The organism is Burkholderia multivorans ATCC BAA-247 (genome assembly GCF_000959525.1).
In the GTDB taxonomy this organism is placed as follows: domain Bacteria; phylum Pseudomonadota; class Gammaproteobacteria; order Burkholderiales; family Burkholderiaceae; genus Burkholderia; species Burkholderia multivorans.
Genome location: NZ_CP009831.1, coordinates 2,172,563 through 2,189,563 on the forward strand (window position 1 = coordinate 2,172,563; position 17,001 = coordinate 2,189,563).

General features: G+C 66.5%; 13 protein-coding genes. 4 read left to right on the forward strand and 9 right to left on the reverse strand.

Annotated features, from left to right (window positions below):
* The first annotated feature begins 14 nt into the window (after positions 1–14).
* Positions 15–1,151 carry a DUF2827 family protein gene (locus NP80_RS11690; RefSeq protein ID WP_006396276.1) on the forward strand — a complete coding sequence of 379 codons (1,137 nt, stop codon included), beginning with the start codon at positions 15–17 and terminating at the stop codon, positions 1,149–1,151.
* A gap of 318 nt (positions 1,152–1,469) precedes the next feature.
* Here the strand turns inward: NP80_RS11690 and NP80_RS11700 are convergent, their stop codons facing one another.
* The 7 genes from NP80_RS11700 to NP80_RS11730 all read right to left on the reverse strand — a co-directional run bounded on the left by NP80_RS11700 (position 1,470) and on the right by NP80_RS11730 (position 10,590).
* Positions 1,470–1,844: a hypothetical protein gene (locus tag NP80_RS11700; RefSeq protein ID WP_006410096.1), complete on the reverse strand. Its 375-nt coding sequence runs from the start codon at positions 1,842–1,844 to the stop codon at positions 1,470–1,472.
* A 119-nt stretch (positions 1,845–1,963) separates the two neighbouring features.
* Positions 1,964–2,779 carry an EAL domain-containing protein gene (locus tag NP80_RS11705; RefSeq protein WP_006405956.1) on the reverse strand — a complete coding sequence of 272 codons (816 nt, stop codon included), beginning with the start codon at positions 2,777–2,779 and terminating at the stop codon, positions 1,964–1,966.
* A 708-nt stretch (positions 2,780–3,487) separates the two neighbouring features.
* A complete protein-coding gene (locus NP80_RS11710) occupies positions 3,488–4,630 on the reverse strand; it encodes a DUF2827 domain-containing protein (protein ID WP_006405955.1) in 1,143 nt (380 codons plus the stop codon).
* A 263-nt stretch (positions 4,631–4,893) separates the two neighbouring features.
* Positions 4,894–6,906, reverse strand: a complete 2,013-nt coding sequence (locus NP80_RS11715) for an acetyl/propionyl/methylcrotonyl-CoA carboxylase subunit alpha (protein WP_006410103.1) — start codon at positions 6,904–6,906, stop codon at positions 4,894–4,896.
* A gap of 59 nt (positions 6,907–6,965) precedes the next feature.
* Complete coding sequence (locus NP80_RS11720; protein ID WP_006396268.1) at positions 6,966–7,751, reverse strand: enoyl-CoA hydratase/isomerase family protein; 786 nt, start codon at positions 7,749–7,751, stop codon at positions 6,966–6,968.
* Between the two features lie 19 nt (positions 7,752–7,770).
* Positions 7,771–9,378, reverse strand: coding sequence for a carboxyl transferase domain-containing protein (locus NP80_RS11725; protein WP_006396267.1), 1,608 nt, complete (start codon positions 9,376–9,378; stop codon positions 7,771–7,773).
* Between the two features lie 30 nt (positions 9,379–9,408).
* A complete protein-coding gene (locus NP80_RS11730) occupies positions 9,409–10,590 on the reverse strand; it encodes an isovaleryl-CoA dehydrogenase (protein WP_006396266.1) in 1,182 nt (393 codons plus the stop codon).
* A 170-nt stretch (positions 10,591–10,760) separates the two neighbouring features.
* On the opposite strand from NP80_RS11730, the gene NP80_RS11735 reads away from it, so the two are divergent.
* The gene (locus NP80_RS11735; RefSeq protein ID WP_172488719.1) at positions 10,761–11,507 is read left to right on the forward strand and encodes a TetR/AcrR family transcriptional regulator; all 747 of its coding nucleotides are present in this window, start codon (positions 10,761–10,763) and stop codon (positions 11,505–11,507) included.
* 44 nt (positions 11,508–11,551) lie between these two features.
* Here the strand turns inward: NP80_RS11735 and NP80_RS11740 are convergent, their stop codons facing one another.
* Complete coding sequence (locus NP80_RS11740) at positions 11,552–13,474, reverse strand: SMP-30/gluconolactonase/LRE family protein (RefSeq protein ID WP_035946788.1); 1,923 nt, start codon at positions 13,472–13,474, stop codon at positions 11,552–11,554.
* Positions 13,475–14,005: 531 nt separating this feature from the next.
* Positions 14,006–15,199 (reverse strand): porin, encoded by a 1,194-nt coding sequence (locus tag NP80_RS11745; protein WP_035946791.1) that lies wholly within the window; start codon positions 15,197–15,199, stop codon positions 14,006–14,008.
* Positions 15,200–15,613: 414 nt separating this feature from the next.
* On the opposite strand from NP80_RS11745, the gene NP80_RS11750 reads away from it, so the two are divergent.
* Positions 15,614–16,156 carry a GNAT family N-acetyltransferase gene (locus NP80_RS11750; protein ID WP_006410099.1) on the forward strand — a complete coding sequence of 181 codons (543 nt, stop codon included), beginning with the start codon at positions 15,614–15,616 and terminating at the stop codon, positions 16,154–16,156.
* Between the two features lie 98 nt (positions 16,157–16,254).
* On the forward strand, positions 16,255–16,989 hold the full coding sequence (locus NP80_RS11755) for a metallophosphoesterase family protein (RefSeq protein WP_006410095.1): 735 nt from the start codon (positions 16,255–16,257) through the stop codon (positions 16,987–16,989).
* Positions 16,990–17,001 lie beyond the last annotated feature (12 nt).

A 17,001-nucleotide genomic window follows, 5' to 3' on the forward strand; every position in this document is an offset into this window, starting at 1 on the left:
TTCCGGAGCCGCCGATGAAAATCAATGTCGCGATTACGATGAACGTGCAGCGCGACGCGACGCAGTCGATCTGGTATAACGGCGCGAACCAGCATTGCGTCTATCTGTACATGCTGCTGAAGCGTTCTCCGCTGATCGGCGAGGTGTGGCTCGCGCACGACGACGGTATCGCCGAGTATCCGCAGGCGCTGATGATGGACGCGTTCCGCGATGCGCTGCGGCCGCTCTCCTCGGTGATCCATCAGACCGACCTGCTGATCGAGATGAACGCGTTCATCGATTCGACGCACGCGCAAGCGGTGCGGCAGCGCGGCGGCAAATGCGTGTCCTACCGGTTCGGCAACGACTACGTGATCGCCGTCGAAACGATCAACTTCGAGAAGAACAACTGGCGGCCGAATCCGCACCGCGTGCAGTTCGACGAAATCTGGACGAACCCGCAGCACATGCATACGTGCGCCGCGTACTTCCAGGCCGTCTATCGCGCGCCGGTGATCGAACTGCCGCACATCTGGTCGCCGTATTTCATCGAACGCAGCCTCGATGCGGACCCGGAACTGAAGGCGCGCTTCGGCTACCGCAATCACGGCCGCGCGAAACGGATCGCGTTCTTCGAGCCGAATTTGAACGTCGTGAAGAGCGCGCTCGTGCCGATGCTCGCTGCGAACGCGTGCTATGTCGAGCATCCCGAACTCGTCGAACACGTGTACATGACCAACACGTTCGACAAGAAGGAAAACGTCGCCTTCAAGCATCTCGCGCTCGGGCTCGAGATGGTGCGCGACGGCAAGGCGACCGCCGACGTGCGTGCGCCGTTCGTCGCGTGGGCAGCGCATCACACCGACATCGTCGTCTCGCACCATTGGGAAAACGGCCTCAATTACCTGCTTTACGACGCGCTGTACGGCAACTACCCGCTCGTCCACAACTCGGCGTTCCTGCGCGACGTCGGGTACTACTATCCGGACTTCGAGATCTTCGATGCGGCGCGCGCGATCGCCACCGCCGCGCAGACGCACGACGAACGGCTCGACGACTACGCCGCAGCCGCACGCCGCTGCCTGCAGCACGTCGATGCGCTCGCCGAGCACAACGTGCGGATCCATACCGAGCACGTGCAGCGCCTGTTCGCCGGGCGCGCGCTTGGCTGAGCGCGTCGGCAGGGCATCCTGCGATCGCACACTTCAGCGATCTCGCGGCACCGAGACGCGCGGCGGACGTCGTCGCGACGACCTGCCCCGCGCATAACCGTCTCGCCGGCGCGCGCGTGCTGCCGGCCGTGCGACTACTGCCGAGCGGGAACGCAGACGCACACCCGGCAACGGAAACGCACTCCGCGCTGTATCGGGGCAAGCGGATCGCGCGCTCGGCGCGCGCCGGACAACGGGACGACGCGGTCGATCGCGCCATGGCGACGATGGCGATCGTCCGCGGCGGTTTCGCGCGCGCATGGCGCTGAGGCCGCGCCGCTACGGGCGTGCGCGCCGCTCGCAGTGCGCGGCGAACGCACGGCCGTGCAGCCGACCGATGCGCATGAGCACCGCGAAGCGACGCATCGACGCGCGGCTGGCGCCGCCGGCCAGCCGCGCCAGCCGTTCGGCCACGCCGAGCGCGACGGCCGACTCGTCGCCGCACGCGCCCGCCAGTACGCCGGCGTAATAATGCCGCGCGGCCAGTTGCCGGTCGGCCGCATCGAGCGGCTTGATGCGATGAATGCGCGCGGACACGGTCGTCAACCCGTCGAGGAACGGCGCGACATCGATCGGCCGGCCCGACGACGCGGCGCCGAGCTGGCGCAGCATGTCGGCCAGTTCGACGATTGCCGCGAGCGAGCGCGCATCCATTACCGGTAACGCGGCTTCTTCCGTGGCCGCCTGGTTCGTCCCCGCCATGCCGATGCCCCTGTTGCGATCGCGCGGCCGTGCGCGGGCACACGTGACGCCATGCGACCGTGCGTGCGCCGTCATGCGGCAGCCGGCGAACGCCATGAGAAACGAATGCCCTGCGCCCACGCGACGCCGGCCTCTACGATCATCTGCCGATCCATTTCGTTTTCGACGCCCTCGACGACGACGTGACGCGCACCCTCGTGCGCGAACGCGATGAGCCGCCGAAGCTGGTAGCGCCCGATCGCGTTGCGCTTGATCATCGGCAGAATCGAGCGGTCGAGCTTCACGATGTCGGGGTTGCCGACCGCCAGATTGTTCAGTGCACTGAAGCCGATTCCGAAGTCATCGATCGCGATGCGGCATCCGGCCTGCCGGAACCGCGCCACGAACGTGCGGCCCGCGACCGGATTCAGCGGCCCGGTCTCGGTGATTTCGACGACGAGCCGCGCGGCGACGGAGGGCTCGCGTTCGAGCCGCGCGAAGGTCGGCCGCCACGCGTCGTCCATCACCGCGCTCGAGGCGGACATGTTGCAGCCGTAGACGGCCGTTGGATCGGCGCGCAGCTGATCGATCGTGCGGTTCACGACCAGCCGGTCGAACCAGCGCATCAGCCCGAGCGATTCGAGGCGCGGCAAAAAGGCGATCGGCGGCCATGCGCCGCGCGCGTCGCGCCGCAGCCGCGCGAGACATTCGTCATACAGGACGCCGCCCGACAGGTCGGCCCGGCACACCGGCTCGTACACGAATTCAAGCCGGCTTTCTACGAAACTGCGTACCGAAGCGAGGTCGACAGGACCGTCCGGCACGCCGAACACCTTACCGATTTCATCGCGACTCGCTTCCCGATTCTGTTCCCTGTCCGCCGTCAGGCGACGTTCGACCGCATTCATCCGGTGCTCCGGCTAGTGGTAGGCCGCCGCTGGCGACCGACCCGACGCGACACGCGGAGCGCAACGATCGCGCTCCGCCGCTTACCCGGCTCATCCCGTGTCTTCGATCTTCTTCGGAAGCGTACTTGCCATTTCAGCACACCGTCGAATTCGTTATTTTCAACCGTATTCATCCGCCGAAAATACGCGACGCGCTCTGCATGGACTGTACGAAAGCTTACACAATGCGGGACGCGGCTCCGCCACCGTTCGATTCGATATCGCGAAGAGAAAACGGGACGTTATTATGCGCGGCAGGGGAATGATTATGCCGGCGTGCGACCCGGCGCGTTTGATCGGATAAATCGCATCGCGAACGGCCGGCGTGCCATTATGTGGGACACGTCCGCGACGTGCTTTGCACATGGCGCAGATGATTTGGAGGTGCCACACTCCGTATACTCGTTCGCACCTCCAGCTAATTATCGCGTTTAATACGATATTATTAAATATATAGACATAATGACCGGAATTTAAAACAGGCAATCCGAACGCATTATATAAAAATTGCCGATTGAAAACTATTTAACAAATTTTCAGAATCGTTCACCTATAAAATGATTTTCGACGGATTCCTCGGAACCGTCGAATTCGTGCCTTGAAAGCCGTCGAACCGTCGAGGTTCGGCGGTTCCTTTTCAGCGCGCCCCCGCGCCCGGCACGCCGCGCCTTACGCGGTTCTCGCACCGGTCAGGTTCGCGAGCAGCGCATCGTATTCGGCCACGAGCGCCGGGCTCGCCGACGTATAGCGGCGCAGAATCTCGCGCTGGCGGCGCGTATAGGCTTCCCAGTCGTCGTCGTGCGCATGCAGCGCGCGCAGCAACGCATCGGCGCCCTGCTGAACGTCGTTGTCGGGATAGTAATAGCCGAGATCGGGCGCGAGGCTCGCGTTATGCACGAGCGGATAGCCTTGCCAGCACACGTCGAAGTAGAAATAGTTCAGCGGATTCGACCACTGGTGCGACACGACCACATCGGTCAGCTCCGCGAGGAAAACCGGCGTGTCGAAACGTCCGACGAAGCTCGCCTTGCCCGCGCGCACGATGTCCAGATAGTTCATCAGCATCACGAATTCGGGGCTCTCGTGCGCGAGGCGCTCCGCGTTCGTCACGTGCGTGAAGGCGATCGCATCGGGATCGCGACGGTACGCCTCGTCGATGATCAGCATCGGATAGACACAGAACTTCACGACGTCGTGATTCGGCTCCATCACCGTCAGCCGCTTGCCGCGCTCGCCGCGCGGCCGGTATTCGCCGTGTTCCGGCAGCGACTGCGCGCGCTCGGTCAGGAACATCGGATCCCACACGAACGGCACGACGCGGCCCGGGCAGCGGCGCAACGACTGCAGGAACGGCAGCGACGACGGCGCGATCTGCGGAATCGCCCACACTTCGTCGTAGCCGCGGTTGATGAACAGCGTGTCCCAGAGCCGCCGGCCGAACAGGATCGACTCCATCGCATTGATGTACTCGACACCGCAGCAATAGCTGACGATCTTCGCGCCGCGCGCCTTCAGGTATGCGGTCTGTTCCGCGTCGATCTGCCCGCCGAGCTCGATCAGCACGTCGAGCGCATCCTTCATGTCGGCGAACGCGCGCGTGTCGAACACGCGGCGATCCCACGGCAGCGCGTCGGTCAGCGGTACGGCCGTCGTGTTGACGAGCGTGACGCGGTAGCCGTGCGGCGACGCCATCAGCAGCTTCGCGAGAAACAGCGCGTTCTGCTTGATGCCGTTGATCCACAGGCTTTCGTCGGGGGTGCGCAGGCCGATCGTGATACCGATGCGCAGGCCGTTCAGGACAGGAGACGTCATCGTCGGCGGGACAGGAAAGGAAAGATCCAGTGTAGCGTGCGCGTCCGCGCAGGCCGAAACGACTCGCATTCTAGCCGAGCATCGACGCGCCGACTGTCATGGATCGTCAGCAGCGACCGGGCGCTGCATCGCCCGGTCCAAGCGCGCCTGCTTTCCGGCGCGCGGCTTCGACGGCGGCCCGATCGTCGCGAGGATCGCACGCCGGGACGCCGCGCGCCGCGTTTCAGCCGCGCGCGCCGATGCGCGAGGACCGCCGACGGTCCTCACGCACGCGCAGCTTCCGCTTCCGCCATCACGAGCAGTTGCGCGCCGTCGGCGACCTGATCGCCGACCGCATACAGCACTTCCGCGACCACGCCCGCGCTCGGCGCGCCGATCGTGTGCTCCATCTTCATCGCCTCCATCACGATCAGCGGCGTGCCGGGCTCGACGCGCTGGCCCGGCTCGACGAGCACCGCGATCACCTTGCCCGGCATCGGCGCGGTCAGGCGGCCGCCGCCGTGCTCGGCATCGCCGGCGTGCGCGAGCAGGTTGCGCCACTCGAACGTTTCGGCCGTGCCCTGCGTGAACACGTGGAAGCTGTCGCCATCGACGATCACGCGGCCGCTGCTGCGCATGCCGTCGAGCAACACGTCGAAGTCGAGCGGCGTCGCGCCGCGCGACCACGCGAACGACTGCGCGGCGCCGTCGCCGACGGCGATTCGCGCGGCGGCGCCGTCATGGTCGTACGCGACCGTCACGTCAGCCTCGCGCTCGACCGCGTGCCATTCGAACGTGCGCCGATAGCCGGCGTTGAGCCGCCAGTCCGACAACGCGCTCCACGGCGACGAACCGTCGCCGGCCGCGTCGCGTTCGCGCGCGAGCAGCGCCGCGCAGGCCAGCGCGAGCGACGCACGCGGCGGCTGTTGCGGCGCGAACAGCACGTCGTGATTGCGCTCGATCAGCCCCGTGTCGAGATCGGCCGTCGCGAACGGCTCGCAAGCGACGATCCGCTGCAGGAACCCGGCGTTCGTGTGCAGGCCGACTACCTCGCACGCGCGCAGCGCGCGCAGCATCCGGCCGAGCGCTTCGTCGCGATCGGCGCCGTGCACGATCAGCTTCGCGATCATCGGATCGTAGAACGGCGTGATCGCATCGCCTTCGCGCACGCCGCTGTCGACGCGCACGGGCGCGCCGATATCGAACTCGACGCCGTCCGGCAGCCGCAGATGCTTGAGCGTGCCGGTCGACGGCAGGAAGCCGCGCGACGGATTTTCCGCATAGAGCCGCGCCTCGATCGCATGGCCCTGCACGCGCAGCTCGTCCTGCTTCAGCGGCAGCGGCTCGCCGGCCGCGACGCGCAGCTGCCATTCGACGAGATCGAGCCCCGTGACCATCTCGGTGACCGGATGCTCGACCTGCAGACGCGTGTTCATCTCCATGAAGTAGAACGCGTCGCCCGTCATGATGAATTCGACGGTGCCCGCGCCGACATAGCCGACCGCGCGCGCGGCCGCGACGGCCGCCTCGCCCATCGCGCGGCGCACGTCGTCGGACAGGCCCGGCGCCGGCGCTTCCTCGAGCACCTTCTGGTGACGGCGCTGCACCGAGCAGTCGCGGTCGAACAGATACACGGTGTTGCCGTGCGTATCGCCGAACACCTGCACCTCGACGTGGCGCGGCCGCGTCAGATACTTCTCGATCAGCACGCGATCGTTGCCGAAGCTGCTCGCCGCTTCGCGCTGGCACGAGGCGAGCGCCGCGGGGAAATCGTCGGAACGCTCGACCACGCGCATGCCCTTGCCGCCGCCGCCCGCGCTCGCCTTCAACAGCACCGGGTAGCCGATCGCATCGGCCTCGCGGTGCAGCGTCGCCGGGTTCTGGTCGTCGCCGTGATAGCCGGGCACGAGCGGCACCGCGGCCGCGTGCATCAGCGCCTTGGCCGCGGCCTTCGAGCCCATCGCGGCGATCGCGTCGACCGGCGGCCCGATGAACACGATCCCGGCCGCCGCGCACGCCTGCGCGAAATCCTCGTTCTCCGACAGGAAGCCGTAGCCGGGATGAATCGCCTGTGCGCCGGTCGCGCGCGCGGCTTCGATGATGCGCTCGATGCGCAGATAGCTGTCCGCGGCCGCCGAGCCGCCGATATGCACCGCTTCGTCGCACGCGGCGACGTGCTTCGCATTCGCATCGGCGTCGGAATAGACGGCGACGCTGGCGATCCCGAGACGTTTGCACGTCGCGGCGACGCGGCACGCGATTTCGCCGCGGTTGGCGATCAGAATCTTGTCGAACATGGCTGTCGTCCGGAAAAGGTTGGGGTCACGCGACACGGGCGGCGCCGGCCGCCGCGCGTTCAATCACGCCAGGACGGCGTGCGTTTCTCCAGGAAGGACGCGATCCCTTCGCGCGCTTCCGCGCCCGCGCGGGTACGCGCGATCCAGTCCGCGGTCTGCTCGATCAGCGCCGCATCGAGCGGACGGCCCGCGACGTCGGCGACGAGCCGCTTGCACGCGCGCACCGCATCGGGGCCGTTCGCGACCAGCGTCGCGGCCAGCTTCGCGACGGTCTCGTCGAGCGCCGCGGCCGGCACCGCATCGTGGATGAAGCCGAGCGACGCCGCACGCGCGCTGTCGAACACCTCGGCGGTCGTGAAGTAGCGGCGCGCCGCGCGCTCGCCCATCGCGCGCACGACGTACGGTGCGATCGTCGCCGGAATCAGCCCGAGCCGCGCTTCGGACAGGCAGAACTTCGCGGTGTCGGCCGCGATCGCGATGTCGGCCGCGGCCACGAGACCGACACCGCCGGCGTACGCATCGCCCTGCACGCGCGCGATGACCGGCTTGCCGCAGCGGTGGATCGCCTCGAGCATCCGTGCGAGCTTGCGCGCGTCGGCGCGGTTCTCGTCGTCCGAGTAGCCCGCCATCTTCTTCATCCAGTTCAGGTCGGCGCCCGCGCAGAAGGCCGGGCCTTCGGCCGCGAGCACGACCGCGCGCACGCCCTCGTGCGCGTCGAGCCATTCGAACGCGGTGGTCAGCTCGGCGATCGCCGTCTCGTTGAACGCGTTGCGCACGTCGGGGCGCGCCAGCGTGACGGTCGCGACGCGGCCGGCTTCGCTTACCTTGATCGTTTCGTATCGCATCGGTCAGTCCTCCCCGGCATCACATGCGGAACACGCCGAAGCGCGTCTCGTCGATCGGCGCGTTCATCGCCGCGGCGAGCCCGAGGCCGAGCACGTCGCGCGTCTGCGCGGGATCGATCACGCCGTCGTCCCAGAGCCGCGCGCTCGCATAATACGGATGGCCTTGACGCTCGTACTGCTCGCGGATCGGCTGCTTGAACGCCTCCTCCTCCTGCGCGGACCACGTGCCGCCCTTCGCCTCGATCCCGTCGCGGCGCACAGTCGCGAGCACCGACGCGGCCTGCTCGCCGCCCATCACCGAGATCCGCGCGTTCGGCCACATCCACAGGAAGCGCGGACCGAACGCGCGGCCGCACATCCCGTAGTTGCCGGCGCCGAACGAGCCGCCGATGATCACCGTGAACTTCGGCACCTTCGCGTTCGACACGGCCGTCACCATCTTCGCGCCGTGCCGCGCGATGCCTTCGTTCTCGTACTTGCGGCCGACCATGAAGCCCGTGATGTTCTGCAGGAACACGAGCGGAATCTTGCGCTGGCAGCACAGCTCGATGAAGTGCGCGCCCTTTACCGCCGACTCGGAAAACAGGATGCCGTTGTTCGCGACGATCCCGACCGGATAGCCCCAGATATGCGCGAAGCCCGTGACGAGCGTCGTGCCGTAGCGCGCCTTGAACTCGTCGAACTCGGAATCGTCGACGATGCGCGCGATCACCTCGCGCACGTCGAACGGCTTGCGCGTATCGACGGGAATCACGCCGTAGAGGCTCGCTGCGTCGTAGCGCGGCGGCTTCGGCTCGCGTACCGCGACCGGCGACGGAATCTTCGGCGCCAGATGACCGACGATGCTGCGCGCGATCGACAGCGCATGCGCGTCGTTCTGCGCGAGATGATCGGCAACGCCCGACAGCCGCGTATGCACGTCGCCGCCGCCGAGATCCTCGGCGCTCACTTCTTCGCCGGTTGCCGCCTTCACGAGCGGCGGGCCGCCGAGAAAAATCGTGCCCTGGTTCTTCACGATGATCGACTCGTCGCTCATCGCCGGCACGTAGGCGCCGCCCGCCGTGCAGGAACCCATCACGACCGCGATCTGCGCGATGCCGGCCGCCGACATCGTCGCCTGATTGAAAAAGATGCGGCCGAAGTGGTCGCGATCGGGGAACACGTCGTCCTGGTTCGGCAGGTTCGCGCCGCCCGAATCGACGAGATACACGCACGGCAGCCGGTTTTCCGCGGCGATTTCCTGCGCGCGCACGTGCTTCTTCACCGTGATCGGATAGTACGTGCCGCCCTTGACCGTCGCGTCGTTGCAGACGATCACGCATTCGCGGCCGGCGATCCGGCCGATGCCGGTGATGATGCCGGCGCCCGGCGCGTCGTCGTTGTACATCCCGTTCGCCGCGAGTTGCGACAGCTCGAGAAACGGCGAACCCGGATCGAGCAGCTGCGCGATCCGGTCCCGCGGCAGCAGCTTGCCGCGCGCCAGATGCTTGTCGCGTGCGGCCTGACCGCCGCCTTGCGCGAGCTGCTCGATCTTCGCGCGCAGATCGGCGACGACCGCCTCGAGCGCCGCGGCATTCGCACGGAATTCTTCCGAACGCGGATTCAGTTTGGATTCGATGATCGGCATCGACGGAGCTCCGTTCGCGTGACGTGGGCGTTACATCGTTTCCGCGAACAGCTCGCGGCCGATCAGCATCCGGCGGATCTCGCTCGTGCCGGCACCGATCTCGTACAGCTTCGCGTCGCGCCACAGGCGGCCGACCGGGTATTCGTTGATGTAGCCGTTGCCGCCGAGGATCTGGATCGCCTCGCCGGCCATCCACGTCGCCTTCTCGGCCGTATAGAGGATCACGCCCGCGCAGTCCTTGCGCACCTGACGGATATGGTCGCTGCCCGCCGAGTCGAGATGGCGGCCGACCGCGTACAGATAGGCGCGGCATGCCTGGAACGTGGTGTACATGTCGGCGACCTTGCCCTGAATCAGCTGGAACTCGCCGATCGACTGGCCGAACTGCTTGCGGTCGTGGATATAAGGAACGACCGCATCCAGACACGCGGCCATGATGCCCGTCGGGCCGCCCGACAGCACCGCGCGCTCGTAGTCGAGGCCGCTCATCAGCACCTTCACGCCGCCGTTGAGCTGGCCGAGGATGTTCTCTTCCGGCACCTCGACGTCCTGGAACACGAGCTCGCCCGTATGCGAGCCGCGCATGCCGAGCTTGTCGAGCTTCTGCGCGACCGAGAAGCCCTTCATGCCCTTCTCGACGATGAAGGCCGTGATGCCGCGCGGACCGGCGTCGACGTCCGTCTTCGCATAGACGACGAGCGTGTCGCAATCGGGACCGTTCGTGATCCACATCTTCGTGCCGTTCAGCACGTAGCGGTCGCCGCGCTTGTCCGCACGCAGCTTCATGCTGACGACGTCGGAGCCGGCATTCGGCTCGCTCATCGCGAGCGCGCCGATGTGTTCGCCCGAGACGAGCTTCGGCAGATACTTGCGCTTCTGCGCTTCGGTGCCGTTGCGGTGGATCTGGTTCACGCAGAGATTCGAGTGCGCGCCGTACGACAGGCCGATCGACGCCGATGCGCGCGAGATCTCCTCCATCGCGACCATGTGCGCGGTGTAGCCCATGTTCGCGCCGCCGTACTCCTCGGCCACCGTCATCCCGAGCACGCCGAGATCGCCGAACTTCTTCCAGAGATCCATCGGAAACTGGTCGGTGCGGTCGACCTCGGCCGCGCGCGGCGCGATTTCCTTCGCCGCGAATGTCGCGACGGCATCGCGCAGCATCTCGATATCTTCACCGAGCATGAATTGCACGCCGGGCAGGTTGCTCATGTCTCCTCCGTCTCCAGAAAGTGCGTCGCATGCGCCGATTTCTGAGTTTTGCTCAAATCGGGCAATACGCCGATTCATTGACCATTACTGCGGAAATTTCGCACAGTTTCGCGCGGCGTCGTGGTGGGCGTCAATAGCTTTTTTGAGTGACACTCAGTTATCATGCGGAGATGACAGCCGCTACCGCCCGCACCATGACCGCCACCGACAAAGCCGAGCGCGCCGACGCGCCGCGCGCGCCCGCCGGCCGCAAATCCCAGCAGCGCGTGCAGGACATCCTGCGGGCCGGGCGCGACGTGTTCGCCGAAAAGGGTTACGAGCACGCGACGGCCGCCGAGATCGCGCAACGCGTCGGCGTGTCGGAGGCGACCGTGTTCAGTTACTTCCGCGGCAAGCGCGAGCTGTGCGCGCGCGTGATCGCCGACTGGTATGACGAAATCATCGCGGCGTTCGAGCACGGGATGCCGCAGGAGGCGACCGTGCAGCAGCAGTTCGCGTTCATCGTGCGTACGCATCTGCGGCTGATGCTCGTGAACGGCACGGGGCTGTGCGCGCTGGTGCTGTCCGAAGGTCGCGCGAAGCAGCACGCGCTGAGCGACGAGCTCACCGCGCTGCAGCGCCGCTACACGGCGCCGTTGATGAGCGTGCTCGCGCGCGGCCAGGCGGCCGGGCAGGTGCGTCGCGACATGCCGCTGAGCCTGCTGCGCTCGATGGTGTTCGGCCCGATCGAGCACGTGCTGTGGGACGCGATCCTCGGGCACCGCAAGCTCGATACGGAAACGACCGCGACGCAGCTGATCGACATGCTCTGGGCGGCCGTGCAGCCGCCCGCGCCCGAGCAGGCCGCGCTCGTGCGGTTCAGGAACGAGGTCGCGGAGGCGATGAAGCGGCTGGAAGCGTCGCCGGAACGAGAATAGGTCGGTGCGTCAGGCCTGCCGTCGACAATCGCCCGCGCCGTCCGTCACGGCCGCCAGCGGTACACGACGAGACTCGAGCCGTTGTAATTGTCCTTCGTGATCACGTATTCGCCGGTCGAGCGCAGATAGGCGCGAATGCCGTACATCGAGTCGACGTCGTTGCCGACATCCATCGCCGATGGGTTCGAGTTCGTCAGCGTCGTGACGAGGCCGCCCGTGTTCAGGTCGTACACGTCGATGTTCGGCACCGTGTGCACGTAGCCGACGAACAGATAATGGCCGGCCGCCGCGATCGACTTCGGGTTTGCGCTCGTCAGGTCGATCGCGAGGCTCGGCGTAGTTTTGTTGCCCGCTTTCCAGCCTCGATAGATCTCGATATGGCCGTTCATCGCGGTCCAGTCCCAACTGCCCGAAATGCCCTGCGCAAGGATCATCGTGTCGCTGTCGGACTGGTAGATGATGCGCGTGAGCGGCAGCACCGAACGCGGAATCTGGATCTGCTCGGGCGCACCCCACGAAGGCTTGCCGTTCGCGTCGAAACCCGTCATCGGGTAGTGCGAGATGTTGTTGGTGCGGTCGAGCCCGGCCCACACGTCGCCGTTGCCGTCGATCGCGAAGCCGGCCGTCACCTGCAGGCTCGTGTTGAACGGCTTGCCGGGAATCGAGCCGTCGGGAATCGCGATGTAGCCGCTCGCCGGATTGAAGTGATAGAAGTTGAAGTTGCCGGGATTCTGACCGGACGCGACCAGAATCCGGTTGCCGCCGACCGTCACGAGCTGCCCGAAATGCTGACCGCGCTGATAGTCGTTCATGTCGAGGCGCGGGTCCTTCGGATAGGTGAACGGATCGATCGTATTCGCGACGAACGTGCCGCCCGCCGTGCCCGTATAGACGTTGTTGCCGCTATAGAAGAACGCACCGTCGGTCGCCGGATCGGGAGCGGCGGCGCCCTCGAAGTTCAGCGCCTGCAGTTTCCATTGCAGCGCGCCGGTCGGGCTGTATGCGTGGATGTCGGTGCTGCCGTTGCGCCCGAGATCCCAGCCGCCGCCCCACGCGTTGTTCAGCACGTACAGATTGCCGGCCGCATCCTTGCCGATGCCGACCACGCGCGTGAAGCGCTTGTCGCCGACCTGCCCCTTGACGCCCGTCGTCGTGTTCAGATAGCCGCCCTGCACGCCGAAGGTGCCGATCTGCAGCGGCACGCCGATGAGCGCGTAGATCTTGATGTTCATGTCGGGCCCTTGATCGCCCACCATCAACTGCCCGGTCGATGCGTCGAAATACAGCGACGACGGCCGCGCCCCGGCCGCCATCTGGATCGTGTTCATCTGCGTGCCGGTCGGGCTGAACTGGACGACCACGCCCGCGCTCATGCGCGCGACCCACAGATTGCCCGCCGCATCGATCGCGAGCGCGCCCGGCCCTTGCACGCCGATGTCGCGCTGCCACACGCCGTCGGTCGTATAGACGCGCACGCGATTCCCGTAGAAGTCGCTCGCATACAGCAGATTGCCGGCCGTCGCGAGGCCTGTGATGACGTCGGCGTACTGAATGCCCGTCCACGTGCTGACCGGAATGCGCAGATCGCGCGCGTTGGTGCTGCGGTTGTAGCGGCCGACCGAGCCGCTGCCGAACGTACGGTTGTAGCCGAGGGCGACGAACAGCGACGTCGCGTTGCCCGTGATCGCGCCGCCCTGGAATTCGTCGTGGATGCCGATCGTGCCGAGCGACTGCCCGTTCTGGTAGATCGCGACGCCGCCCGCGTTTTCGTCCCAGCGCGAGGCCGTATAGATCACGCCTTCGGGCGCGACCCACATCGAGCGCGCGCCGTTGCCGACGTGGGCGGCCAGTGTGCCGAACGTGTTCGCGAGCCAGTCGGTCGTGTATGGCGTCTGCGCATGCGCGACCGGCGCGAGCAGGATCATGCACATTACAATCAATGCCGCGCGGATTTGTTTCATCGACATGAACGATTTCCCCTAAAAACGCATCAGTTTCGACACTATCAATCGACGGACATCCGATATTCGTGATACTGCAAAAACCATTTTTTTGCCGACGCGAATTATCTCATTCATTTTTTACCATCAGGAGACCGCGGCTTCGCGCGGCGCAATGGTCGTTCGGGCCGACGCAATGCCGAATTCGCGCGGTCTTTCTCATGCAATTGTGCCGTTTAATTTCTTACGGAATTTTCTGCCGACTCTTTCAATGGAAATGCGTCAATTTTTCTGATGCGTGCGCATCCAACTGAATTGCCGTGGCAACGCATCGATGATTACAGACAGAAATTCGAATGAAAGAAAAAATATCGTCCGGAGCGCCGGAAGCGACACGGCAATGCCGGCAACGGGAGCGGTGCGTGCCGCGCACGCGCGGTCGCACGATGTCCGCCGCGGGCGCGGCGGAGAGCGGAGAATGAACCGGCGTGGCGCGGCTCGTGTCGACGAGCCGCGCGCCGCGCCGGCGATCGGAAGGGTTCGACGCTACGCGCCGCGTCAGAACCGCTGACGCAACCCGAGGCTGACGATCGCCTGAGACTGCGTATCGGACGAATGGCCGTTCGCCTTGTCCGACACCGACGCGGTCGCGGCCACCGGCCGGCCGAGCGCGTCGAGCGTCATCCCCGACGCATGCTGGTACGCGCCGAGCAGATAGACGCTGGTGCGCTTCGACAGGTCGTAGACGGCGCCGAGCGTCACGTTGTGGTACTGCGCGCGATCGTCGATACCGTCGACGTCGCTGCCGCGCGTGTAGCTGTAGCCCGCGAACAGCTGCGTCTGCGGGCGCACGTTCCAGCGCGCGAACACGCCGGCCACGTTGAACGTCGCGTGGCCGCTGAACAGCGAGCGGTCGCCGCTGCGGTACTGCACGTTGCTGTAGTTCACGCCGACCACCGCCGGCCCGAAGTCGTACGTCGCGCCGGTCGCGATGATCTGCTGCGATTGCGCGCTCGCATAGCCTTCGTTGATCGACGAGTTGAACAGGCCGTCGTCGGTGCTCTGCCACTTGCCGAGCGTCGTGTCGGTCGCGCCCGTCTTGCTGTTGTCCGAACGCTCGTAGCCGACGCCCACACGCAGCGGCCCCGCCGCATAGGCTGCGCCGACGCTCCACGTATTGCGCTGCTTCATGCTGCCCGGCTGGCCGCCGAAGCCGTACAGCGCGCCGAACGTGAAGCCCGCATAGTTCGCGCTCGTGTACTTGATCGAGCTGTCGACGCGCGCGGTCTGGTCGAGATCGTCGATGTCGCCCGGATGCGCGCCGAAGCCGCCGATGAACGACGACGGGCCGACCGGGCTCACGAAGTCGTCGAGCGACGTGTACTGGCGGCCGAGCGTGATCGAGCCGTAACGGTCGCTCCCGACGCCGACGAACGCCTGCCGGCCGAACTGGCGTCCGCCTTGCCCGGACGTGCCGTTCGTGATGTCGAAACCGTTCTCGAGCACGAACAGCGCGCGCAGGCCGCCGCCGAGATCCTCGCTGCCCTTGATGCCCCAGCGGCTGCCGGACAGGTTGCCGGTCGTCAAGCCGACGTTCGAGTGCCCGGTGTACGCGCCCGGCGTGCCGACGCGCTCGTTGCTGCGATACGTCACGCCCGCATCGACGATCCCGTACAGCGTGACGGAGCTTTGCGCGGATGCGAGGCCCGCGAGCGAGAGGAGCAGCGGCGCTGCGATCAGTTGCTTGTTCATGATTGTGATGTCTCCGGGCTCGGGCCCGTTGTTGTAGCTGTGTTCGGCCGCCCGGGGCGGACGGCCGGCGAGTAGTCGCGCGGCGCTGCGAGTCGCCGGCGTGCCGCACGCATCGACGCGCGCAGGCGCGCGATCGCGCATCGGGCATGCCCGGTGCGGCCGCCATCGTAGTTGGAACCGGTTCCCGTCGAAAGGGCAATAATTAAAAAAGTTTATTTCGAAAATAGAGATAGTCTGCGGCGCGGCAGAAATGCCCCGGGGCTAACGGAGGATCGATAATCGCCCCATACCAGCGAGTGGAGCGCCGTTCATGCAAGCAACGACTCCGCCGGCCGCGGCCGGACGTTCAGCCTGTGCGGTGCCGCGCCGGGCCGCAAGCGTGCGCATGGCGTCGCTCGAAACGGGCGCGATGAAATGAAGATCGACACGCCGCCCGCTTCCGGCTTTCCGGGCCTGTCCGTCAGGCAACTCGACCGCGCCGACCTCGACGCATGGTTCGCCTACCTGTCGATGCCGGACGTCGTCCGCCACACGAGCTGGAATTTGCGTTCGCGCAACGATTTGCTGCCCTTGTTCGACGGCCTCGAGTCGTCCGATCCCGATTCGATTCGCCGGCTCGCGATCGTCGACGACACTTCGGGCGCCCTCGTCGGAACGATCGGGCTGCATACGGTCTCCACGGCCAACCGTTGCGCCGAAATCGCGTACGACCTCGCGCCCACGCATTGGGGCCGCGGCATCGCGCGTGCAGTGTGTGCGAGCGTGACGGCCTGGGCATTCGCCGAAGGCGGCTTCATGCGCATGCAGGGCGTCGTGCTGACCGACAACATACGCTCTGCGCGCGTGCTGGAAAAATGCGGCTACCGCTACGAAGGGCTGCTGCGCGCGTACAGGATGGTGCGAGGCGTGCCGGGCGATTTCGCGATGTACGCCCGCCTCGCAACCGACACCGCCTGAGCGCAGCGCAGTCGCTGCCCGGCATCGCGCGCATCGCCGATTGGACGGCACACGCCGAATTCGCGACAATCGTCGCGCCCCCCTTTCCGACGCCTGCCATGAAAATCGCCGCGCTGTCCGACATCCACGGCAACCTCGCCGCGCTCGACGCGGTGCTCGCGGACATCCGCCGCCGCGGCGCCGACGTGATCGTGAATCTCGGCGACATCGTGTCGGGCGCGCTGCATCCGGCCGAAACGGCCGACCGGCTGATCGCGCTCGACCTGCCGACGATCAAGGGCAATCACGAGCGGCAGTTGCTGAGCGACGATCGCGAATCGCTGCGGCTGTCCGATCGCTGGGCGCGCGACACGCTGCGCGATGCGCATCTCGCGTGGATCGCCGCGCTGCCGCCGCGGCTGATGCTCGACGACGACGTGCTGATGGTGCACGGCACGCCGGCCAGCGACCTCGTCTATTTCCTCGAAACGGTGACGCCCGACGGCTGCCGCGCGGCGACGCCGGACGAGATCGCGCAACGCGCGGGCAACGAAACGGCGCCGCTGATCCTGTGCGGCCACACGCACGTGCCGCGCGCCGCGACACTCGAAGACGGCCGGCTGATCGTGAATCCCGGCAGCGTCGGATTGCAGGCGTACGCGGACGATCATCCGCATCCGCACCGGATCGAAAACGGCACGCCGCATGCGCGCTACGCAATGGTGTCGCGCACGGCGGCCGGCTGGCACGCCGAATTCCATGCGGTCGACTACGACTGGGACACCGCCGCCGCGACGGCAGCGGCGCGCGGGCGCGACGACTGGACCGTCGCGCTGCGCACCGGCCGCTGCTGATAGGCGCAAACG

Bases quoted from the DNA above. Each gene is read 5' to 3' on its own strand.
- NP80_RS11750 (WP_006410099.1), top strand. From the start codon at position 15,614: ATGAAGATCGACACGCCGCCCGCTTCCGGCTTTCCGGGCCTGTCCGTC.
- NP80_RS11745 (WP_035946791.1), bottom strand. From the start codon at position 15,199: ATGAACAAGCAACTGATCGCAGCGCCGCTGCTCCTCTCGCTCGCGGGC.
- NP80_RS11735 (WP_172488719.1), top strand. From the start codon at position 10,761: ATGACAGCCGCTACCGCCCGCACCATGACCGCCACCGACAAAGCCGAG.
- NP80_RS11755 (WP_006410095.1), top strand. From the start codon at position 16,255: ATGAAAATCGCCGCGCTGTCCGACATCCACGGCAACCTCGCCGCGCTC.
- NP80_RS11690 (WP_006396276.1), top strand. From the start codon at position 15: ATGAAAATCAATGTCGCGATTACGATGAACGTGCAGCGCGACGCGACG.
- NP80_RS11740 (WP_035946788.1), bottom strand. From the start codon at position 13,474: ATGTCGATGAAACAAATCCGCGCGGCATTGATTGTAATGTGCATGATC.
- NP80_RS11715 (WP_006410103.1), bottom strand. From the start codon at position 6,906: ATGTTCGACAAGATTCTGATCGCCAACCGCGGCGAAATCGCGTGCCGC.
- NP80_RS11725 (WP_006396267.1), bottom strand. From the start codon at position 9,378: ATGCCGATCATCGAATCCAAACTGAATCCGCGTTCGGAAGAATTCCGT.
- NP80_RS11720 (WP_006396268.1), bottom strand. From the start codon at position 7,751: ATGCGATACGAAACGATCAAGGTAAGCGAAGCCGGCCGCGTCGCGACC.
- NP80_RS11700 (WP_006410096.1), bottom strand. From the start codon at position 1,844: ATGGATGCGCGCTCGCTCGCGGCAATCGTCGAACTGGCCGACATGCTG.
- NP80_RS11730 (WP_006396266.1), bottom strand. From the start codon at position 10,590: ATGAGCAACCTGCCCGGCGTGCAATTCATGCTCGGTGAAGATATCGAG.
- NP80_RS11705 (WP_006405956.1), bottom strand. From the start codon at position 2,779: ATGAATGCGGTCGAACGTCGCCTGACGGCGGACAGGGAACAGAATCGG.
- NP80_RS11710 (WP_006405955.1), bottom strand. From the start codon at position 4,630: ATGACGTCTCCTGTCCTGAACGGCCTGCGCATCGGTATCACGATCGGC.